We start from the raw sequence: 20,587 nt of genomic DNA, 5'->3' as shown, positions 1-20,587 counted from the left end.
GGCAGCCAGCGCTTCCGCGCCGGCCAAGAAAGCCGCGCCCAAGAAAAAGGCCGCCGCGGTGACCGCCGAGCCCGCGGCGACCGCCCAGAAGCCCACGACCAAGAGACCTGCGGCTAAAACGAGCGCAGCCGCCAGCGCGAGCGGCAAGACGACCGCAGCGAAGTCGACGTCCACCGCGGCCAGCGCCCCGGCGAAAAAGGCGGCCGAAAAAACGACCGAAAAGACGGCGGTGAAAGCACCGGCAAAAAAGACATCGAGCGCGAAGACGGCCACCCCGAGCGCCACACCGGCCGTCAAGGCCGAGAAAGTGGTCAAAGCCTCGAAGGCGACGGCCTCGAAGGACGAGGCGCCGAAGGCGAAAAAAACCGCCAAGGCAGGCAAAACGGACAAAGCCGCCAAAGGCGAATCCGCTGGCGACAAGGCTCCTACCCAAGCGTCTGGCGCCAAGGCCAAGTCCAAAGGCAAGGCCGAGGCCGCTGCCGCGCCCAGCGCCCAAACCAAGCTCAACCCCAAGGCGGCGTGGCCGTTCCCGACCGGTCCACGGCCCTGAGCGCGGACGCTTGACGCGTCCCCGCCGCCAGGCGGGGTGCGTGGCCCCTTGGGCTCAGAGGCTGAAACGGTAGTTCTGCCCGCCTTGGGTGGCGATCTTGGCCGCGCCCATGCGGTTGCCCAGTCGCGCGGCCTGCTCGACGCCCCAGCCGTGCGCCAGCCCGTACAGCAGGGCGGCCCGGAAGGCATCGCCGCAGCCGGTCGGATCGACGATGGCGCTGGCGCGCTCGCCGGCCACGCGCGTGCACTGGCCATCTTGCCACACGTCGCAGCCGTGCTCCCCGAGCGTCACCACCAGCGCCCGCAACCGCTGTGACAGGGCAGCCAGCGACAGGCCCGTGCGATCGCACAGCAGTCGGGCCTCGTAGTCATTGAGCGCGGCCCAATCAGCCCACTCGACCAACTGTCGCAGTTCGGCGCCGTCGAACATCGGCAACCCCTGCCCGGGATCGAAGACGAACGGCACGCCCGCCGCGTGCAGCTGCTCGGCGTGCGTCCAGGTGGCCTGCTTGCCGTCGGGCGACAGGATGGCGATCGACACGCCGGCCGTCTCTGCGATCGGGTTGTGGTGCGCCAGCGCCATCGCTCCGGGATGAAACGCCGTGATCTGGTTGTTGTCCCGATCCGTCATGATCATCGCCTGGGCGGTGAAATGCTCGGGCGTGACTCGCAGCGCCGACACGTCCACCCCCATGGCCTGCAGGCGTGCCAGATAGGGCTGGCCGTCGGCACCCAGCGTGGCCACGGGCCGCACCGCCGCCCCCAGCTGCCGCAAGCCGTAAGCGATGTTGCCCGCGCAGCCGCCGTACTCGCGCCGCAACGCCGGCACCAAAAACGACACGTTCAGGATGTGCAGCTGGTCCGGCAGGATGTGGTCGGCAAAACGGCCTTCGAAGTCCATGATGGTGTCGAAGGCCAGGGAACCGCAAACGAGGATGGTCATGAAAAAGACTCGTGAGGAGACCCGAACGGGTCAGGGATAGAACAAGACTGCCCGGTAGCCCGCCATGCGGGCCGCCTTCGGGTGATCGAACGCCAACTCGAACTGCAGCGGCCACTCCTGCCCCGGTGCCAGCGTGGCCCGCGGCTGCGGCCATTCGGCCGGCAGCCACACCCGGCGCACCAAGACCCGATCCTGGGCATCGGTCAACGTCAGCTCCAGCGCCGGCGCGGCGATCTCGATGTCGGCATGGTTGCGCACCACCAGATGGAAGCTGTAGCGGTCGGGCGCGCGGCGCAGCAGCACCGACCCTTCGATGACCACGTCCTGTGGCCGCCGGGGCGGCGCGATCGTGCATCCGAGCACTTCGCAAAACACCTGCAGCCCGGGCCGCGATTCGGGGTAACGCGCCGCCAGCGTGTCCCGCCAGTGCCATACCGCTTGGCCCAAAAGCGATGCCGTCAACCCCAGCGCTGCAAGTATCAGCGTCGCCCGCACCCACGGCCGGCGCCAGAACGCCCGACGGCGCGCCTGCCGCACGAACGACCAGTCCGGCAACGACCCGTCTGACAAGGGCACGCTCGGCGGCGCGGCCTCGGGCAGGGATCCCGGTGGCGACTCGTCAGGGGGCTGCGACGGGCAATCTTCGGTCGGGGGGCGCGCCGTGTCGTGAGCGTCGGCGACATCGGGGGCCGCCACCTCGGGGGACGAGGAAGGCGGGGGGGGTGGGGGATCTGGCGTCGCCGGGCGCGGCGCCTCGGTCGGCAGCGGCACGGAGGCCGGCTCCAGATCCAGCGTGGCATCGAATACGTGCTGGCACCGCCCGCAGCGCACCCAGCCATCGGCGATTTTGAGCTGATCCGCCACGACCTTGAAGGCCGTTCCACACGAGGGGCAGCGGGTAATGAAGCTCATGCCCCGGATTATGGCGGCGTTGCCCCCAGACGCTGTGCCGTCATCAGGATCCAACCCTCGTCCGCCTCCTGCACCTGCAACGCCAGCCACGGCGCGTAGGCCGCGCGCAGCTCCTCGGCCTGGCGCTCCAGGATGCCGGCCAACACCAGGTGCCCGCCCGGTGCGACGTGCGCACACAGCAGCGGCGCGAGCACCTTCAACGGCGTGGCAAGGATGTTGGCCAGCACCACGTCGTAGGTGCCTTGCGCCCGCTCGGGCAACCCGGCCGACAGCCGCACCCCATTGGCGGCAGCGTTGCGCTGGGTGGCTTCCACGGCTGCGGGGTCGATATCGACCGCATCCACCGCCTGCGCGCCAAACCGCGCTGCCGCCATCGCCAAGATGCCCGAGCCGCAGCCATAGTCCAGCACGCGCCGTCCGCGCGGCGGATGCGCCGCGATCCAGCGCAGACACATGCGCGTGGTGGGGTGGGTGCCGGTGCCGAACGCCAGGCCCGGGTCCAGCCGCAGCACGGTGCGCGCTGCCGCTGGCGGCTCGTGCCACGTCGGCACGATCCAAAAGTCGGGCGTGATGGCCACCGGCTCGAACTGTGACTGGGTCAGACGCACCCAGTCGGTATCGGCCACCGGGCGCACGCCGACCACGGCCGCGTCGGCCATGAAGTCCTGCACCGCCAACAGCCCGGCCGCCTCGCGTGCCTGGGCTTCGGTGTCGAACAGCGCCACCACCTGCGAGCGCTGCCAACCCGCCGCCGGTGGCGGCAGACCCGGCTCGCCAAACAGCGCGCGCTCGGCGGGGGTGTGGGCGTCGGCATCTTCCACCGCCACGCTCAGCGCGTCGAGCGCCTCCAGCGCGTCGCAGACGGCTTCCACCTGGGCTTCGGGCACCTGCAGCACCAGCTCGTGCCAGCGCGCGGCGGGGGCGGGGGCGGCGTCAGCTGCGCTCACGTTGGGCCAACCAGCTTTCCAAGTAGTGGATGTTGGTGCCGCCGGCCTCGAAGTTGGCGTCCACCATCAGCTCGCGGTGCAACGGCACATTGGTCTTGATGCCCTCGATGACCACCTCGGCCAGCGCCCCGCGCATGCGCGCGAGCGCCTGCTCGCGCGTGTCGCCGTGCACGATGATTTTGCCCACCATCGAGTCGTAGTGGGGTGGCACGGTGTAGCCGGTGTAGATGTGCGAATCGACCCGCACCCCCGGCCCACCCGGTGCGTGCCAGGCCGTGATGCGCCCGGGCGACGGGGTGAATTTGTACGGATCCTCGGCGTTGATGCGGCACTCGATGGCGTGGCCGCGCAGCTGGATCTGGCGCTGCGTGAACGGGAGCTTTTCCCCCGCGGCAATGAGGATTTGCTGGCGCACGATGTCGATGCCGGTGACCATTTCGGTCACCGGGTGCTCCACCTGCACGCGCGTGTTCATCTCGATGAAGTAGAACTCGCCGTTCTCGTACAGGAACTCGAACGTGCCCGCGCCGCGGTAGCCCATCTTCTTGCAGGCGGCCGCGCAGCGCTCGCCGATGCGCTCGACCAGGCGGCGCGGGATGCCGGGCGCCGGCGCTTCCTCGATCACCTTTTGGTGGCGGCGCTGCATCGAGCAGTCGCGCTCGAACAGGTACACCGCGTTGCGGTACTGGTCGGCCAGCACCTGGATTTCGATGTGCCGGGGGTTCTGGAGAAATTTCTCCATGTACACCTCCGGGTTGTTGAATGCGGCGCCCGCTTCGCTCTTGGTGGTCTGCACCGCGTGCAGCAGCGCGGCCTCGGTGTGCACCACCCGCATGCCGCGGCCCCCGCCGCCGCCCGCGGCCTTGATGATGACGGGGTAGCCGATGCTGCGCGCGATGCGCTTGATCTCGGCGGGGTCGTCGGGCAAGGCGCCGTCCGAGCCCGGCACGGTGGGCACGCCCGCCGCTTTCATCGCCTGCTTAGCCGAGACCTTGTCGCCCATGAGGCGGATCGACTCGGGCGTGGGGCCGATGAAAACGAAGCCGCTCTTTTCGACGCGCTCGGCAAAGTCGGCATTCTCGGACAGGAAGCCGTAGCCCGGGTGGATGGCCTCGGCGTCGGTCACTTCGGCGGCCGAGATGATGGCCGGCATGCTCAGGTAACTCTGCGCCGACGGCGCCGGGCCGATGCAGACCGCCTCGTCGGCGAGCTTGACGTACTTGGCCTCGCGGTCGGCCTCGGAGTACACGACGACGGCCTTGATGCCCAACTCGCGGCAGGCGCGCTGGATGCGCAGCGCGATCTCGCCGCGGTTGGCGATCAGGATCTTCTTGAACATGCCCGCGCCCTCACTCGAGGACGAAGAGGGGCTGGCCGTACTCGACGGCTTGGCCGTTCTCGACCAGAATTTCCTTGATGACACCTGCACGATCGGCCTCGATTTCGTTGAGAATCTTCATGGCTTCGATGATGCACACCGGCTCGCCTTCCTTGACCGCCTGGCCCACTTCCACGAAGGGCTTGGCCCCCGGGCTGGGTGCACGATAGAAGGTTCCGACCATGGGCGATTTGATGACGTGTCCCTCGATCTGCGCCGGCGCGGCCGACGCCGCCGGCGGCACTGGCGAGGGCGCGGGCGCCGTGAGGGTGATGGGCGCGGCTGGCACGGCCTGGGCCGGGGCGGGGGCAGGCACCATCATGGGTGCTGCGGGAGCCGCCTTGACGATGCGGACCTTGCCTTCGGCTTCCGTGATCTCGAGTTCGGAGACGTTCGACTCCGAGACCAGGTCGATGAGCGTCTTGAGTTTGCGAAGATCCATGGTGACTCCGTATGATGCACCCAACATGCGTTGATCGTGCCGCGAACATCGCGGAAAGAGCGCGAAATATACACGAGCCCTTGTCCACCGTCGCCCACAGGAACCCCCGATGACCGATGACGACAGCGTCGCCACGATGGCCCTACCGGGGCTGGCGCGCGCCCTGATCGGCGCGGGCGTGCTCACGCAGCGCCAGGCCGAGACACTCTACGCCCAGGCCCAGGCGCGCCAGACCGGCTTCATCACCGAACTCATCGGCAGCCAGTCGGTGTCGCCGCGTGACTTGGCGCACGTGATGTCGGTGGCTTTTGCCGCGCCGCTGATCGACCTCGACGCCGTCGACCCGCAGCGCCTGCCCCACGGATTGCTCGACCCCAAAACCTGCCAGCAGTACCGCGTCGTGCCCCTGGGGCGGCGCGGTAACCGGCTGTCGGTGGCCACGGCGGATCCGTCGGACTTGCAGGCGGCAGAAAAAATCAAGTTCGAAACCCAGCTCAGCGTCGACTGGATCATCGCAGAGGTCAACAAGCTGGGCAAGCTGGTCGAATCCTTCACCGCGAGTGCCCAGCAGGTGATCGACCAGATCGTCGGCCAGACGTTCGACTTCGCGGCCGACGGTATCGAAATGACCTCGGACGAGCCCGCCGACAAGGTGTCGGCCGAGGTAGAAGACGCGCCCATCGTGCGGTTTTTGCAAAAAATGCTGCTCGACGCCTACACGATGCGTGCCTCGGACCTGCATTTCGAGCCCTACGAACACCAGTACCGCGTGCGTTTTCGCATCGACGGCGAGCTGCGCGAGGTCGCCTCTCCCCCGGTGGCGATCAAGGACAAGCTCGCGTCGCGCATCAAGGTCATCTCCAAGCTCGACATTGCCGAAAAGCGCGTGCCGCAGGACGGGCGCATGAAGCTCAAGGTCGGCCCCGACAAGGTGATCGACTTTCGCGTCAGCACCCTGCCCACGCTGTTCGGCGAGAAAGTGGTGATCCGCATCCTGGATCCGAGCAGCGCCCAGATGGGTATCGACGCGCTGGGCTACGAACCCGACGAAAAGGCCAAGCTGCTGGAAGCCATCAACCGGCCCTATGGCATGGTGCTCGTCACCGGCCCCACGGGGTCGGGCAAGACCGTCTCGCTCTACACCTGCCTGAATCTGCTCAATCAGCCCGGGGTCAACATCTCCACGGCCGAGGACCCGGCCGAGATCAACCTGCCGGGCGTCAACCAGGTCAACGTCAACGAAAAGGCGGGGCTGACCTTTGCCGCTGCGCTGCGGGCGTTTCTGCGTCAGGACCCCGACATCATCATGGTGGGCGAGATTCGTGACCTGGAAACCGCCGACATCGCGATCAAGGCGGCGCAGACCGGCCACCTGGTGTTATCCACGCTGCACACCAACGATGCGCCCTCCACCCTCACGCGCTTGCTCAACATGGGGGTGGCGCCGTTCAACATCGCCTCCAGCATCAACCTGATCACGGCGCAGCGCCTCGCGCGGCGGTTGTGCCCCAAGTGCAAAGTGCCGCACCATGACATTCCCGAGCGTGCGCTGCTGGACGCGGGCTTTCGGCCCGAGGACCTGGACGGCCAATGGCAACCGTACCGCCCCGTGGGCTGCCCGGCCTGCCACGAAGGCTACAAGGGCCGGGTCGGCATCTACCAGGTCATGCCCGTGACCGAAGCCATCCAGCAGCTGATCCTGCGCGGCGCCAGCGCGCTGGAGATTGCCGCCCAGGCACGCGCCGAAGGCGTGCGCACCCTGCGCGAAAGTGGGCTGCGCAAGGTTAAGATGGGCATCACGTCACTGGAGGAGGTTCTGGCGGTGACCAACGACTGACCGAATCATCGCCCGGCACGCCCCATCGTCCCGAACCGCAGCGGAGCACCCATGGCCACGACAGCCCCGACCATCAAAGAATACGTCTACGAGTGGGAAGGCAAGGACCGCAACGGCAAGACGGTCAAGGGCGAGCTGCGCGCGGCCGGCGAGGCCCAGGTGCAGGCGCAACTGCGGCGCCAGGGCATCCTGGTGCAAAAGGTCAAGAAGCGCCGGCTCGCCTCGGCCAAGCGCATCCGCCCCAAGGACATCGCCATCTTCACACGCCAGCTCGCCACCATGATGAAGGCGGGCGTGCCACTGTTGCAGGCCTTCGACATCGTCGGACGCGGCAACCCCAACCCGAGCGTGGCCCGACTGCTGTACGACATTCGCTCTGACGTCGAGACCGGCACCTCACTCAGCGCGGCGTTTCGCAAACACCCGGCGTACTTCAACTCGCTCTATTGCAACCTGGTCGAAGCGGGCGAGGCGGCCGGGATCCTGGAAGATATCCTGGACCGGCTGTCAACGTACCTGGAAAAGACCGAGGCGATCAAGAGCAAGGTCAAGTCCGCCCTGATGTACCCGACCGCGGTCATGGTGGTGGCCTTCATCGTCGTGTCGGTGATCATGATCTTCGTGGTACCGGCGTTCAAGGAGGTGTTCACCTCCTTCGGCGCCGATCTGCCGGCACCGACGCTGGCGGTAATCGCGATCAGCGAATTTTTCGTCGCGTACTGGTGGCTCATCTTCGGGGCACTGGGTGGCGGGTTGTACTTCTTCTTCCAGGCCTGGAAGCGCGACGAGCGGGTTCAGCGTTTCATGGACCGGCTGCTGTTGCGCGTGCCCATCTTCGGCCAGCTGATCGAAAAATCCGTCGTCGCGCGCTGGACGCGCACGCTGTCCACGATGTTCGCCGCCGGCGTGCCGCTGGTCGATGCGCTCGATTCGGTGGGCGGCGCCGCCGGCAATTCGGTGTATGCCGATGCCACCGCCAAGATCCAGCAAGAGGTCGCCACCGGCACCTCGCTGACGCAGGCCATGACCAACGCTGGCATCTTCCCCTCGATGGTGCTGCAAATGTGCGCCATCGGCGAGGAGTCGGGCTCGCTGGACCACATGCTGGGCAAGGCGGCCGACTTTTACGAGCAGGAAGTCGATGACATGGTCGCTGGCCTGTCGAGCCTCATGGAGCCCGTCATCATCGTCATTCTGGGCACCATCATCGGCGGCATCGTGGTCGCGATGTACCTGCCGATCTTCAAGCTGGGCGCGGTGGTCTGACCATGTCCGCAGCCGGATCCGGCGCCCCCCTGCCGGCAGACCTGCGGCGCAACGCGGCACTGGTCGTCGATGCCAACCCGACCACGCGCATGACGCTGGCGGGCCAGCTGCGCAGCTTTGGCTTCACCTCCATCAGCCAGACCGGGCGCATTGCCGATGCGCGGCGCGAAATCGAGCGCCACCCGTTCGACCTGGTGGTGTGCGCCGACACCTTCCCGCGCGGTGGCTCCGGACAGGAGCTGCTCGACGATCTGCGCCGCTCGGGCCTGCTGCCGTATGGCACCGTGTTCATCCTGATCACCGACGAGGCCACCTATCTCAAGGTGGTCGAAGCCGCCGAATCCTCGGTGGACAGCTATATCGTGCGCCCCTACTCGGCCGCCACGCTGTACGACCGCATCGAGCAGGCCCAGCGGCGTAAGGCGGCGCTGTGGGAAATCTACCGCGCGCTCGAGGAGCGCCGCTACGACGATGCGATCGAGCGCTGCCTGGAGCGCGTTGCCACCCAGGGCCCCCAGTGGCTGTCGGCGGCCCGCTGGGGGGCCGAGATCATGCTGCGGCTGGGGCGCTTCGGGCAGGCGCAGGCGTTGTTCCAGTCGATCTGGGATGCGCAAGCGCAGCCTTGGGCGTTGCTGGGGGTGGCACGCTGCCAGCTCGACAGCGGCGCGCCCTCGGCGGCGCTGGAGACACTGCGCCAACTGATCGAAGTCGCGCCCGACTACCCGGATGCCTACGACGTGCTGGGTCGCGCCCAGATGGAGCTGGGCCGCTTCGACGATGCGCTCGACAGCCTGCAGCGGGCGCTCGAGGCGACGCCGATGGCGATCGGCCGCCAGCAGCGGCTGGGAATGCTGGCATTTTTTCTCGGCAACCGCGACAAGGCCGTCGAACTGCTGCAGCGCGCCACCTACCTGGGACTGGACTCCAAGATGTTCGACGCCGAGAGCCTGGTGTTGCTGGCCATCGCGGCGTTCGAGCGGCATGACGCGGCCGAACTGGAGCGCCACCAGGCCGAGCTGGCCAAGCGCGCGCGCGGCTATCCCGACGACAACCGGCTGCAGCGTTTCGTCGCCCTCGTCGATCTGCTGGCGCAGGCCCTGCCCACCCCGGACGAGGAGCGCCGAACACGGGTGGCGACCGAGCTGACCGCGATGGCGCCCGGTGTGGGCACGCCCGACTTCGATATGGAGGCGGCGTGCAACCTGCTCGCCGCGCTGGCAGCGCTGGCGCACCAGGGCTACACGCCGGAACACGACGCGCTGGTGGAGCGGCTGGGGCTGCGCTTTGCCACCTCCAAGGCGATGGGCGAACTGCTGGCCAGCGCCGCCAGCCACCACACCCGCTACGCGCAGCGCCTGCGCGAATGCGAGACCACGATGGTGCAGCGCATCGAACAAGCGCTGCGCCGCGCCCACGACGGCGAGCCGGTGCTGGCACTGGCCGAGCTGTGCACACTCGCACAAGACACGCTCAACGCACGCGCCGTCGAGTCGGCCTGGCTGGTGCTGCAGCGCTACCAGCGTGACATGCCCAACCCCGAACGCTGGCAACAGCGCGTGCAGGCGCTGCGCCAGGGCTATGGCACCGCCCGCAACCGGCCGGCGCTGGGCGACCCGCGCCTGCGCCCCTCGGGTGGCGTGCATCTGGGCCCGATGGATCGCGCGCCAGCGCCAGTGCGGGTCGATAATGTGGCGGCATGAGCCCGATGGATCTCTACGGCGCCACGGCACTCGTCATCGACGGCAATCCCACCTCGCGCTCGATCCTGGTGTCACAGCTGCGCGACATGGGCGCGCGCACCGTCGCGCAAAGCCCGCGCATCGCGGATGCGCGCCGCCAGCTCGAATTTCGCACCTTCGACGTGGTGGTGTGCGAGCAGCACTTTCCCAACGACAGCGGCACCGGGCAAGCCCTGCTCGATGACCTTCGTCGTGCGGGGCTGCTGCCCTTTGCCACCGTCTTCATCATGGTCACGTCCGAGGCGTCGTACTCGAAAGTGGCCGAAGCCGCCGAATCCGCCCTCGACTCGTACCTGCTCAAGCCCTTCACCGCCAACCAACTCGCCCAGCGCATCGGGCAGGCGCGCCACCGCAAAGCGGTGCTCAAAGACATTTTCGAGGCGGTCGAAAAACGCGATTTCGAGCGTGCGGCCGAGCTGTGCCTGCAGCGCTTTCGCGAGCGCGCCGACTACTGGCTGTACGCGGCCCGGGTCGGCGCCGAACTGCTGCTGCGACTGGAGCGTTACGACGAGGCTCAGCGCCTGTACGAAGCCGTCGTCGAGGCCAAGGCCTTGCCCTGGGCACGCCTGGGTGTGGCGCGCGCGCAGCTCGAAGCCGGACAGCCACAGCGCGCCAGCCAAACCCTGCAAAGCCTGATCGACGACGACCCCGGTTACGCCGACGCCTACGACGTCATGGGCCGGGCGCAGATCGAGCTGGGCAACTTCGACGCCGCACTGGCCGTCTACAAAATGGCCACCGACCTGACGCCCGCCTCCATCAGCCGGCTGCAGCGGCATGGCATGCTGGCGCATTACTGCGGCCAAACCGCGCTGGCCGAGGAGCTGCTGGCGCGCTCGGTGCGACTGGGGCTGGACTCCAAGATGTTCGACGCTCAGTCGCTGGTGCTGTTGGGATTCATGCGTTTCGAGGCGGGCGACCGCAAGGGCTTGCAGCGCTACTGGGATGATGCCCTGCGCATGGTGGAGCGCCACCCGCAGTCGCAGCGCCTGCGCCGACTGGCCGAGGTGCTCGAAATCGCGCTGCTGCTGCACGACGCCCAAGTGGCCCGCGTGCTGCAACAGTTGCGCGCCATGATGGCCACGATCACCGACGAGGACTTCGACTTCGAGGCAGCGTGCAACCTGACGACGCTGCTGGCGTATGTGGCGCAGCGCGCGATCCAGATCGACGAGGTGCAAGAGCGACTGACCGTGCTCGGGCGGCGTTTTTGCACCTCCAAGGCGCTGACGGCGCTGCTGGCTCAGGCCGCCAACGCCCACCCGCCGTACGCCGAGCGGCTGTCCAGCCTGCACACCGAGGTGCTGAGCATCATCGAGCACGCCATGCGCCAAAGCCTGGCGGGCAACCCGCGCGCCGCGGTAATCGAGCTCCTCGAACAAGGACGCACCACCTGCAACGCCAAAATCATCGAGTCGGCCTGGGGCGTGCTCAAGCGCTACGAAGCGCGCATCGATGATGCAGCAGAACTGGCACAGGCGATTCAGCCGCTGCGCACCCGCTACCAGTCCTACGCCAACAAGCCCGTCATCGGCGACAAGGCGGCGCGCCAGGCCGGCGGCGTCAGCCTGCGCGTGATGGACGTCAAGACCGTCGAGGACTGACCCGCCTGGTCAGGGAACCGGTGCCCCCGCGCGCCACCAGGCGGCGATCAACGCCCGCTCCGCCTCGGTCAAACCCGTGGCGTTGTTGATCGGCATCTGCCGCGTGACCACGACCTGCTGATACACCGCTGGCGCGTGCTGCGCCAGGGCCGGCACGCTGTCGAGCCGCACGCCCTTGGAGGCCAGCGCCTCGCCGTGACACGGCACACAGCGCTGCTGCACCACGGCCAACACCTGGGCCGGCTCTACGTGGGCGACGGGCGTGTCGCCTGCCGCGCCCGCCTGCGGCGCCGCCGGGCGTATCCCGACGATGACGGCCCCGACCAGCGCCACCCCCACCGCTGCGTACGGCCAGGGGTGCGCGCAGCGGCCAAGCCGGTACCCGTGTCGGGCCACGAAAAACTGCCGGATGGCCGCACCCCCCGCCATCAAGCCCAGCAGGGCGAGCCAGTTGGCCTCGTGCCCGGTCAGAAAGCCGTAGTGGTTGCTCAGCATCGCCAGCACCACGGGCAGCGTGAAGTAGGTGTTATGCACGCTGCGCTGTTTGCCGCGCTGGCCATGGCGCGGATCCGGGGTCTGCCCCGCCTGCAGCGCCGCCACCACCTTGCGCTGGCCGGGGATGATCCAAAACAGCACATTGGCGCTCATCGCGGTGGCCAGCATCGCGCCAATGATCAAAAACGCCGCACGCCCCGCAAACCACTGGCACGCCAGCCACGTGGCCAGCACCACCAGCAGCGCCACCGCCAGCCCGACTTTACGGTCGCCACCAGGCGTCTGACCCCACCAGCGGCAGATGGCGTCGTACAGCAACCAAAACACGACCAGGAACGCGATCGCCGCCGCGCCCGCCATCCACGCCGCGGGCCACGCGTACACCCGCGCGTCCACCAGATAGATGTCGGCCTGCCACAGGTACGACACCGCCAGCAACGCAAAACCGCTGAGCCAGGTGGTGTAGCTCTCCCAGTAAAACCAGTGCAGCCGCTCGGGCAGGCGGGGCGGCGCGACGGCGTATTTGACGGGGTGATAAAACCCTCCCCCGTGCACCGCCCACAGCTCACCGGTCGCGCCGTCGCGCCGCAGGCGCTCGTCCGCGGGCGGCGTCAGGCTGCTGTCCAGAAACACGAAGTAAAACGACGACCCGATCCAGGCGATGGCCGCCACCACATGCAACCAACGCAACAACAGGTTGGCCCAGTCCAGAAGATAGGCATCCACGGCACGCTCCATGCGCCCGGTGGCGCACGTGGTGCGACCCCCACCACCGCGGGCGCTGTGGGGGCCCCAGGCCGCGACCTGCGGCGTCACGCCCCGGCGGATCCGAAGCGTGGCCGCTGCGCCGCTGCGACCAACCGTATTAGTGTACCGGCTGGCCAGCCACCGCGAGGGGGCTCAGGGCAAACACTCCAGCGCGTGCTGGTAACGCGCATCGGCCATGAGCGCATCCCAATCGAGCGCCGGCCCGTTGGGCAGCAACGCGCGGCGGCGCACCTCGGCCGTCTCGTCGGGCAGCCAGCGCTCCTCGTATACCGCGCGGCTGAGGCCTTCGATCAGGTCGTCGATCGCCACGCCGCCCGCTTGCGTGCTCTGGTTGCACAGCAGCACCAGGTCGCAGCCAGCCTCCAGCGCCGCCAGTGCGGCTTCGGTGTACGTCAGCGACTGCCCCCGCCATTGGCGGGCAGCGGCCATGGACAGATCGTCGCTGAAGATGGCGCCGGTAAAGCCCAGCCGCTCGCGCAGGATGTCGCGCAGCCAGCGACGCGAAAAACCGGCGGGGCCATCGTCCACCCGCGGATAGACCACATGCGCCGGCATCACGGCGGCCAGCGATGCGCTGAGCCACCCGTACGGCGCGGCGTCGTCGTCCAGGATCGCTTCCAGCGGCCGGTCGTCGATGGGCAGCTCGACGTGCGAATCGGCCTCGGCCCAGCCGTGGCCCGGAAAATGTTTGCCGCAGTGGGCCATGCCCGCCAGCCGCATGCCGTGCATCAGCGCTTGCGCGAGCAGCGTCACCACGCGCGGGTCCGCGTCGAACGCGCGATCACCAATCACGTCGCTGCGGCCATGGTCCAGGTCCAGCACCGGGGCAAAGCTCAGGTCCACGCCACAGGCGCGCAGCTCGGCTGCCAACACGTAGCCCGCCGCCGTGGCGGCATTGCACGCGATCAGCGCGGCTTCCCCTGCGCGCGCCTCGGGCGCCTCGCGCCACAGGCGGCCGAACTCGCGCATCGGCGGCAAGTGGGTAAAGCCGTCACTGCGAAAGCGCTGCACGCGCCCGCCCTCGTGGTCAACGCAGATGAGCAGATCCTTGCGCACACGCTTGATTTGGCGGCACAGGGCCTGCAGTTGGGTGCGGTCGCGCCAGTTGCGGGCAAACAGAATCACGCCACCGACCAGCGGGTGGCTCAGCCGGGCACGGTCGGCCTCGGTCAGCCGGGTACCGGCGATGTCGATGATCAAGGGGGCATGCAGGGTCATGGGTCTTGCTCCACCACCACAAAGCTGGCGGCATGGTCGGATTCGTCGGTCAGGCTCAGGTGCGCGCGCCAGCGCCGCGCCTCGAACCACTGCTGCAGCGGTCCGTGCAGCCGGAAGGCGGGACGCCCGCCGGGCAGGTGGATGACCTCGCAGTCGCGCCAGGTCATGGGGGCGCGCAGGCCCAGGCCGACGGCTTTGGCGAACGCCTCCTTGGCCGAAAAACGCGTGGCCACGAAACGCACACCGCGCTCGGGCCAGCGCTGGCGCCGCTCGTGCCAGGTGGCCAGCTCGCCGTCGGCCAGCACCCGGCGCGCAAAGCGCTCGCCATGGCGCTCCAAGGCCGCGGCGATGCGGCGCACATCGCACAGGTCGGTGCCAATGCCGACGATCATGGCGCGTGCGCCGCGTCGATGCAGCGCTGGTACACCTGGACCGTGGCCGTGTAGCCGAGCTCGAGCGCGTCGGCGATCAAGGCGTGGCCGATGGAGACCTCTGCCACACCCGGGACGGCGCGCAAAAAGTCAGTCAAGTTGTCGCGGTTGAGGTCGTGGCCAGCGTTGACGGCGAGCCCGACGACGTGCGCCGCCTCGGCCGCGGCGCGGTAGCGCTGCAGCTGCACCGCGCGCGCCGCCGGGTCAGGCCAAGCAGCGGCGTAGGGTTCGGTGTAGAGCTCGACGCGGTCCGCCCCCACCGCCCGCGCCGCGGCCATTTGCTCGGGCACAGGGTCCATGAAAAGACTGACGCGAGCGCCCAGCGCGTGCGCCTGCTCGATGACCGGACGCAGGCGCTCGGCGTCGTCCGGAAAACGCCAGCCATGGTCGCTGGTGAACTGGTCCATCGCGTCGGGCACGAAGGTCAGTTGATGCAACGGCAGGCCTTGCTGCACCAGCTCGCGCGCCACGTCGAGCAGGTTGTGGAACGGGTTGCCCTCGATGTTGAACTCGCGCTGCGGCCAGGCCTGCATCAGGTGCCCCAGATCGAACACATCGTGCCAGCGGATGTGGCGCTCGTCCGGTCGGGGGTGGATGGTGATGCCGTCGGCCCCGGCCTGCAGGCACAGCGTGGCGGCCCGCGTGACGCTGGGAATGCCCAAATGCCGGCTGTTGCGCAACAGGGCGACCTTGTTGACGTTGACGGACAGCGCGGTGCGTACGGGCGCGGATGGCAGACCTGGACTCATGGTGTGGGCTCGCTCGTGGGCGGCAACGGACGGGGGGCGATGCGGCGCACGGCCCGCATCAGCTCACGGGTACGAAACGACGCGACCCCGCTATGGTAGTGCAGCAGGCCGGCGAGCCCCGTGCGCAGCGCGGCAGTGGCCAGCAGCGGCGCCTGCGTGCACAGCGCTGCCCACGGGTCAGGGCCGTCCAGCGCGGCCTGCAAAGCGGTCCACGCGGCGGCGGGCAAGGTGTCGGCCGACTCACCAGCGGCGGGCTGCAAGCCGGCGTGCGGCGAGAGCCGGCACGGCTGCGCCGGCTCCAGCGGCAGCAGCCGCAGGCCGTCGCGCGCCAAATCGGGCAGCCACCCCAAGGTGCGCAGCAGCAACAACTCGAACGCGCGCAACACCACCGCGGCGTCATCGCCCAGGGCCAGCGCGCACACCGCGCGCGCGTAGTGGTCGAACAGCACCGGGTGCGGGTCGTCGCGTACCATCAGGCGCAGCAGCAGCTCGTTCAGGTAGTAGCCCGCCAACAGCGCGTCACCCGCGGGCATGACGTGTCCGCCAGCGTAATGAGCAGCCTTGAGGGTGCGCACCTCGGCGTCGCCGGACCAATCCACGCGCAGCGGCTGCAGCGGCAGCAGCACGGCCCGAAACTGCGACGTGGGGCGTTTGACCCCCTTGGCCACCAGGGCCACGCGCCCATGGTGGCGGCTGAGCAGCTCCAGGATCAGGCTGGACTCGCTCCAGTCGTGCCGATGCAGGACGAAGGCGGGCTCGTCGTGCACCCGCGCGCGCGGCCGCGATCCCACGTCACTCGTAGCCGTAGGCGCGCACCCGCGCTTCGTCGTCCGACCAGCCGGAGCGCACCTTGACCCAGAGTTCCAGGTACACCTTGCCGCCCCACTGGCGCTCCAGCTCCTGCCGCGCTTCGGTGCCGATGCGCTTGAGCCGCTCGCCACCCTCGCCAATCACCATGCCCTTGTGGCTTTCGCGCTCGACGATGATGGTGGCAGCGATGCGGCGCAGCTCGCCTTCTTGCTCGAAGCGATCGACGACCACGGTGGAGGTGTAGGGCAGCTCATCGCCCGTGAGGCGAAACAGCTTCTCGCGCACCAGCTCGCCGGCCAAAAAGCGCTCGCTGCGGTCGGTCAGGTCGTCAGCCTCGTACAGCCAGGGCTGCTCGGGCAGGTAGCGCTCGCACAGCGCCAGCAGGCGCTGCACGTCGCGACGCTGCTTGGCCGACATCGGAAAGAACTCGGCAAACGGGTGGCGCTCCTGCATGCTGCGCAGCCAGGGCGCGATCTCGACGCGGCGGTGCACGCGGTCGAGCTTGTTGGCCACCAGGATCACCGGCACCCCGGGCGGCAGCAGGGCCAGCACCTTGGCGTCGGCCAGGTCGAAGCGGCCCGCCTCCACCACGAACAGTACCAGATCGACGTCGGTCACCGCACCCAGCACGGCCTTGTTGAGCGCGCGGTTGAGGGCGCTGGCATGCCGGGTTTGAAAGCCGGGGGTATCCACGAACAGGAATTGGGTCGCGCCCTCGGTGCGAATGCCCGTGATGCGGTGCCGGGTGGTTTGCGCCTTGCGCGAGGTGATGCTGATTTTTTGGCCCACCAGGGCATTGAGCAAGGTCGACTTGCCGACGTTGGGCTTGCCCACGATGGCGATGAAACCACAACGCTGCGCCGACGACGGCGCGGGCGCAGACGGGGAAGGCGCAGCAGACGACTCGGCAGGCAGCATGGTCATGGCGTAGGGGCGCGGCGGCTCGTGCCGCCCGTTTGCAGGAGTTCGAGCATATGCGCGGCAGCGGCTTGCTCGGCGGCGCGACGCGATGGCCCCCGCCCGACCGTGGGCCCAGCCCCCTCGACCCGACACGCGACCTCGAAGGTTTGGGCATGCGCTTCGCCGTGGATGGCCACCACCTCATATGTCGGCAGGGGGCGGCGGCGCGCCTGCAGCCACTCCTGCAGCGCGGTCTTGGCATCCTTGCCCTGCCCCGGGCGCAGTTCGAGCCCCTCGTACCAACGACGCGCCACGGCCTGCGCCACCTCGTATCCCGCATCCAGATACAGCGCGCCCAGCAAGGCCTCGACGGCGTCGGCCAGGATGGATGCGCGCTCGCGTCCGCCCGAGCGCTGCTCACCCTCGCCCAGGCGCAGCAACGGCGGCAGCCCCAGGTCGAGCGCGATGCGGTGCAGTGCATCCTGGCGCACCAGGCTGGCGCGCAGGCGCGAGAGCTCGCCCTCGGGCTGCTGCGGCAGCCGCTCGACCAGCAGCGTCGAGACGGCCAAACCGAGCACCGCATCGCCAAGAAACTCCAGTCGCTCGTAATGATCGGCGCCATAGCTGCGGTGCGTCAGCGAGCGCAGCAGCAAACCCGGGTCGCGAAAACGGTGACCGAGGCGCCTCTGCAGGGCCTCCAGCCCAGGGGACAGGGGATCAGCCATGGATCACTGATTACGGCCGCGGAACTTGAGCAGCAGATACGCCGGGCCCGCCAGGTGGATTTCCTTGTCGTAGGCGAACTCGACCACGATGCGTTCGCCGTCCTTGCTGATCTCGAGATCCTTGCCCGTGACGGCTTCGAAGTAGTCGGCGGTGCGGGCGCGCTCGAAGGCGCTGCGGATTTCACCCACCGTGCTGCCACTCTGGGCGGCCCGGTTGACGGCTTTCTGGATTGCCAGGTATTCGGTCACCGCGGGCACGATCTTGGCCGCCAGCACCAGACACACGGCGACGACCACGCCGACGAAGAACATCCCGAACACGGTCACGCCACGTTGTCGCATCTGCACCACCCCCGGATCGTCGTGGGCCGCCGCCATGGCGGCCTGGGGCCATGATAGCGGCAAACCACGCTCAGGCGTCATTCGAAACGGCCGATGCGGCTCAGGTCGCGGAAGTTCATCCACACGAGCACTGCCTTGCCGACGATGTTGCGCTCGGGCACGAAACCCCAGTAGCGCGAATCGAGCGAGTTGTCGCGGTTGTCGCCCATCACGAAGTAGTGCCCCGCCGGCACACGGCAGGTCACACCTTCGACCGTGTATCGACACGCTTCGCGGCCCGGAAAATCGACCACCGCGGGGATGAACGCCGGTCGCTCGTCGTCGATCAGGGTGCGCACCCGCCGCCCACCGATCTCCTCGATGAACTGCTTGCGGTAGCGCATCGCCTCGGCGTCGTAAAAATCGTCGGTGGGCTGGCGCGGCACCGCCTGCCCATTGATGAAGAGCTGCTTGTTCAGGTACGCCACCTCGTCGCCGGGCAGGCCGACGACGCGCTTGATGTAGTCCAGGCTCGGCTGCGGCGGGTAGCGAAAAACGATGACATCGCCACGTTGCGGTTCGTGGTTGTCGATGACCTTGGTGTGCACCACCGGCAAGCGCACGCCGTAGTGGTACTTGTCGACCAGGATCAAGTCGCCGATGTGCAGCGTAGGAATCATCGAGCCGGACGGGATTTTGAACGGCTCGTACAGAAACGAGCGCAGCAGGAACACCGCCAGGATCACCGGGAACAGCCCCGCGGTCCAGTCCAGCCACCAGGGCTGCGCCATCAGCTTTTGGTGCAGTGCCTGCAGGTCGGTCGGCTCGGCGGCGATGCCCTGGCGCGCCAGCTCCTGCTGGCGGCGCTGGGCGTCGGCCACGGCGCGCTCAGCCGCCGCGCGTCGCCGGGGCAAAAAGACCCAGCGCTCGGCCGCCCAATACACGCCCGTCACCACAACTGCCAGCAGCAGCAGCAGCGAAAAATTGCCGTCGATGGCCCCGAGGTACCACGCCACCCCATAGCCGACGAAAGCACCCAGCACGACCCCGGTCAGCGTGCCCATGGTCTGGTCGTTCATGATTCCTCCACCTGCAGGATGGCCAGGAACGCCTCCTGCGGGACTTCGACCGTGCCGATCTGCTTCATGCGCTTCTTGCCCGCCTTTTGTTTTTCCAGCAGCTTGCGCTTGCGCGTGATGTCGCCACCGTAGCACTTGGCCAGCACGTTCTTGCGCAGCGCCTTGACCGTCTCGCGCGCGATGATTTGCGCCCCGATGGCCGCCTGGATGGCCACGTCGAACTGCTGACGGCTGATGATCTCGCGCATCTTGGACACCACCGCCCGCGCGCGCGACTGCGCCTGGCTGCGATGCACGATCATCGACAGCGCGTCGACCTTCTCGCCGTTGAGCAAGATGTCAACCTTGACCACGTCGGACGGGCGGTATTCCTTGAACTCGTAGTCCATCGACGCATAGCCGCGGCTGACCGACTTGAGCTTGTCGAAGAAGTCCAGCACGATCTCGGCCAGCGGCAGGTCATAGGTCAGCATCACCTGCTTGCCGTGGTAGGCCATGTTGAGCTGTACCCCCCGCTTGCCATTGCACAACGTCATGACCGGGCCCACATAGTCCTGCGGCAGGTAGATGTGCACGGTGACGATGGGCTCGCGGATCTCCTGGATCTTGCTCGGCTCCGGCATGCGCGAGGGGTTTTCCACCATCAGCACCTCGCCGTCGCCTTTGACCACCTGGTACACGACGCTCGGCGCCGTGGTGATGAGGTCCTGGTCGAACTCGCGCTCGAGGCGCTCCTGCACGATCTCCATGTGCAGCAGGCCCAAAAAGCCGCAGCGAAAGCCAAAGCCCAGCGCCTGCGACACCTCGGGCTCGAAGTGCAGCGAGGCGTCGTTGAGCTGAAGCTTCTCCAGCGCGTCACGCAGTTGGTCGTACTCGCTCGCCTCGGTGGGGTACAGGCCCGCGAACACCTGGGGCTGCACTTCCTTGAAACCTGGCAGCGGCTCGGTGGCGGCCGTCAGGTTGGCGCCGCTGGCGGCCTTGAATGAGGTGATGGTGTCGCCCACCTTGGCCGACTTGAGCTCCTTGATGCCCGCGATCACATAACCCACCTCGCCGGCCTGCAAGCGGTCGCGCGGCTGGTTGGCGGGCGTGAACACGCCGAGCTTTTCGCACTGGTACTGCGCGCCCGTGGCCATCAGGCGGATGCGGTCGCCACGGTTGAGGCACCCGTCCACCACGCGCACCAGCATCACCACGCCCACATAGTTATCGAACCACGAGTCGATGATCATCGCACGCAGCGGACCATCGGGGTTGCCGCGCGGCGGCGGGATCTTGGCCACCACCGCCTCCAGGATATCGTCGATGCCCATGCCGGTTTTGGCCGAGCAGGGGATCGCCTCCGACGCATCGATGCCGATCACGTCCTCGATTTCTTGCTTGGCACGGTCGGGGTCGGCCTGCGGCAAGTCCATCTTGTTGAGCACTGGCAGCACCTCGAGGCCCTGCTCGATGGCTGTGTAACAATTCGCCA

Annotated in this window: 20 protein-coding genes; 4 read left to right on the top strand and 16 right to left on the bottom strand. The window is 68.1% G+C overall.

Annotated features, from left to right (window positions below):
- The 6 genes from Q0716_RS02345 to accB form a co-directional block, all read right to left on the bottom strand.
- On the bottom strand, positions 1-420 hold a 420-nt coding region (locus Q0716_RS02345; RefSeq protein WP_299019221.1), incomplete at its 3' end, for a hypothetical protein.
- Between the two features lie 184 nt (positions 421-604).
- A complete protein-coding gene (locus Q0716_RS02340) occupies positions 605-1,492 on the bottom strand; it encodes a carbohydrate kinase family protein (RefSeq protein ID WP_299019219.1) in 888 nt (295 codons plus the stop codon).
- A 30-nt stretch (positions 1,493-1,522) separates the two neighbouring features.
- Positions 1,523-2,404, bottom strand: a complete 882-nt coding sequence (locus tag Q0716_RS02335) for a zinc-ribbon and DUF3426 domain-containing protein (RefSeq protein WP_299019217.1) — start codon at positions 2,402-2,404, stop codon at positions 1,523-1,525.
- An 8-nt stretch (positions 2,405-2,412) separates the two neighbouring features.
- Complete coding sequence (gene prmA, locus Q0716_RS02330; protein ID WP_299019214.1) at positions 2,413-3,351, bottom strand: 50S ribosomal protein L11 methyltransferase; 939 nt, start codon at positions 3,349-3,351, stop codon at positions 2,413-2,415.
- Positions 3,338-4,690, bottom strand: a complete 1,353-nt coding sequence (gene accC, locus Q0716_RS02325) for an acetyl-CoA carboxylase biotin carboxylase subunit (protein WP_299019212.1) — start codon at positions 4,688-4,690, stop codon at positions 3,338-3,340. Before accC ends, prmA begins: the two co-directional genes overlap by 14 nt.
- A 10-nt stretch (positions 4,691-4,700) precedes the next feature.
- Entirely contained in the window at positions 4,701-5,171 is a 471-nt protein-coding gene (gene accB, locus Q0716_RS02320) for an acetyl-CoA carboxylase biotin carboxyl carrier protein (protein WP_299019210.1), read from the bottom strand.
- A 109-nt stretch (positions 5,172-5,280) separates the two neighbouring features.
- On the opposite strand from accB, the gene pilB reads away from it, so the two are divergent.
- Genes pilB through Q0716_RS02300 form a run of 4 tightly spaced genes read left to right on the top strand, consistent with a single transcriptional unit; the run spans position 5,281 to position 11,617 of the window.
- A complete protein-coding gene (gene pilB / locus Q0716_RS02315; protein ID WP_299019208.1) occupies positions 5,281-7,008 on the top strand; it encodes a type IV-A pilus assembly ATPase PilB in 1,728 nt (575 codons plus the stop codon).
- A gap of 51 nt (positions 7,009-7,059) precedes the next feature.
- A complete protein-coding gene (locus Q0716_RS02310; protein WP_299019206.1) occupies positions 7,060-8,274 on the top strand; it encodes a type II secretion system F family protein in 1,215 nt (404 codons plus the stop codon).
- A 2-nt stretch (positions 8,275-8,276) separates the two neighbouring features.
- Positions 8,277-9,974 (top strand): tetratricopeptide repeat protein, encoded by a 1,698-nt coding sequence (locus Q0716_RS02305; RefSeq protein ID WP_299019204.1) that lies wholly within the window; start codon positions 8,277-8,279, stop codon positions 9,972-9,974.
- The gene (locus Q0716_RS02300) at positions 9,971-11,617 is read left to right on the top strand and encodes a tetratricopeptide repeat protein (protein ID WP_299019202.1); all 1,647 of its coding nucleotides are present in this window, start codon (positions 9,971-9,973) and stop codon (positions 11,615-11,617) included. The genes Q0716_RS02305 and Q0716_RS02300 overlap by 4 nt, the downstream gene beginning before the upstream one ends.
- 9 nt (positions 11,618-11,626) lie before the next feature.
- Here the strand turns inward: Q0716_RS02300 and Q0716_RS02295 are convergent, their stop codons facing one another.
- The 10 genes from Q0716_RS02295 to lepA form a co-directional block, all read right to left on the bottom strand.
- Positions 11,627-12,838, bottom strand: coding sequence for a urate hydroxylase PuuD (locus tag Q0716_RS02295; RefSeq protein WP_299019201.1), 1,212 nt, complete (start codon positions 12,836-12,838; stop codon positions 11,627-11,629).
- 174 nt (positions 12,839-13,012) lie between these two features.
- Positions 13,013-14,098 (bottom strand): beta-N-acetylhexosaminidase, encoded by a 1,086-nt coding sequence (nagZ, locus tag Q0716_RS02290; RefSeq protein ID WP_299019199.1) that lies wholly within the window; start codon positions 14,096-14,098, stop codon positions 13,013-13,015.
- Entirely contained in the window at positions 14,095-14,490 is a 396-nt protein-coding gene (gene acpS / locus Q0716_RS02285; protein WP_299019197.1) for a holo-ACP synthase, read from the bottom strand. The genes nagZ and acpS overlap by 4 nt, the downstream gene beginning before the upstream one ends.
- The gene (locus tag Q0716_RS02280; RefSeq protein ID WP_299019195.1) at positions 14,487-15,278 is read right to left on the bottom strand and encodes a pyridoxine 5'-phosphate synthase; all 792 of its coding nucleotides are present in this window, start codon (positions 15,276-15,278) and stop codon (positions 14,487-14,489) included. The genes acpS and Q0716_RS02280 overlap by 4 nt, the downstream gene beginning before the upstream one ends.
- Positions 15,275-16,069 (bottom strand): DNA repair protein RecO, encoded by a 795-nt coding sequence (recO, locus tag Q0716_RS02275; protein WP_299019193.1) that lies wholly within the window; start codon positions 16,067-16,069, stop codon positions 15,275-15,277. Before recO ends, Q0716_RS02280 begins: the two co-directional genes overlap by 4 nt.
- A gap of 1 nt (position 16,070) precedes the next feature.
- Positions 16,071-17,006 carry a GTPase Era gene (era, locus tag Q0716_RS02270; protein WP_299019227.1) on the bottom strand — a complete coding sequence of 312 codons (936 nt, stop codon included), beginning with the start codon at positions 17,004-17,006 and terminating at the stop codon, positions 16,071-16,073.
- Positions 17,007-17,008: 2 nt separating this feature from the next.
- Complete coding sequence (rnc, locus tag Q0716_RS02265; RefSeq protein WP_299019225.1) at positions 17,009-17,701, bottom strand: ribonuclease III; 693 nt, start codon at positions 17,699-17,701, stop codon at positions 17,009-17,011.
- 15 nt (positions 17,702-17,716) lie between these two features.
- The gene (locus Q0716_RS02260) at positions 17,717-18,091 is read right to left on the bottom strand and encodes a DUF4845 domain-containing protein (RefSeq protein ID WP_299019191.1); all 375 of its coding nucleotides are present in this window, start codon (positions 18,089-18,091) and stop codon (positions 17,717-17,719) included.
- Between the two features lie 41 nt (positions 18,092-18,132).
- Positions 18,133-19,098, bottom strand: a complete 966-nt coding sequence (lepB, locus tag Q0716_RS02255) for a signal peptidase I (protein WP_299019223.1) — start codon at positions 19,096-19,098, stop codon at positions 18,133-18,135.
- A gap of 11 nt (positions 19,099-19,109) precedes the next feature.
- Positions 19,110-20,587 (bottom strand): translation elongation factor 4 (gene lepA / locus Q0716_RS02250; protein WP_299019189.1); only part of this gene is annotated, 1,478 nt, incomplete at its 5' end.

This window comes from uncultured Tepidimonas sp., assembly GCF_938045175.1.
GTDB lineage: Bacteria > Pseudomonadota > Gammaproteobacteria > Burkholderiales > Burkholderiaceae_C > Tepidimonas.
The sequence above is the reverse complement of the archived record's forward strand: the minus strand, read 5'-3'. Positions and strand labels throughout refer to the sequence as shown.

Excerpts from the sequence above, each read along its gene's own strand:
- Q0716_RS02310 (WP_299019206.1), top strand. The coding sequence starts at position 7,060 with ATGGCCACGACAGCCCCGACCATCAAAGAATACGTCTACGAGTGGGAA.
- Q0716_RS02305 (WP_299019204.1), top strand. The coding sequence starts at position 8,277 with ATGTCCGCAGCCGGATCCGGCGCCCCCCTGCCGGCAGACCTGCGGCGC.
- acpS (WP_299019197.1), bottom strand. The coding sequence starts at position 14,490 with ATGATCGTCGGCATTGGCACCGACCTGTGCGATGTGCGCCGCATCGCC.
- accC (WP_299019212.1), bottom strand. The coding sequence starts at position 4,690 with ATGTTCAAGAAGATCCTGATCGCCAACCGCGGCGAGATCGCGCTGCGC.
- pilB (WP_299019208.1), top strand. The coding sequence starts at position 5,281 with ATGACCGATGACGACAGCGTCGCCACGATGGCCCTACCGGGGCTGGCG.
- Q0716_RS02260 (WP_299019191.1), bottom strand. The coding sequence starts at position 18,091 with ATGGCGGCGGCCCACGACGATCCGGGGGTGGTGCAGATGCGACAACGT.
- accB (WP_299019210.1), bottom strand. The coding sequence starts at position 5,171 with ATGGATCTTCGCAAACTCAAGACGCTCATCGACCTGGTCTCGGAGTCG.
- Q0716_RS02335 (WP_299019217.1), bottom strand. The coding sequence starts at position 2,404 with ATGAGCTTCATTACCCGCTGCCCCTCGTGTGGAACGGCCTTCAAGGTC.
- Q0716_RS02340 (WP_299019219.1), bottom strand. The coding sequence starts at position 1,492 with ATGACCATCCTCGTTTGCGGTTCCCTGGCCTTCGACACCATCATGGAC.
- nagZ (WP_299019199.1), bottom strand. The coding sequence starts at position 14,098 with ATGACCCTGCATGCCCCCTTGATCATCGACATCGCCGGTACCCGGCTG.
- Q0716_RS02280 (WP_299019195.1), bottom strand. The coding sequence starts at position 15,278 with ATGAGTCCAGGTCTGCCATCCGCGCCCGTACGCACCGCGCTGTCCGTC.
- lepB (WP_299019223.1), bottom strand. The coding sequence starts at position 19,098 with ATGGGCACGCTGACCGGGGTCGTGCTGGGTGCTTTCGTCGGCTATGGG.
- era (WP_299019227.1), bottom strand. The coding sequence starts at position 17,006 with ATGCTGCCTGCCGAGTCGTCTGCTGCGCCTTCCCCGTCTGCGCCCGCG.
- Q0716_RS02300 (WP_299019202.1), top strand. The coding sequence starts at position 9,971 with ATGAGCCCGATGGATCTCTACGGCGCCACGGCACTCGTCATCGACGGC.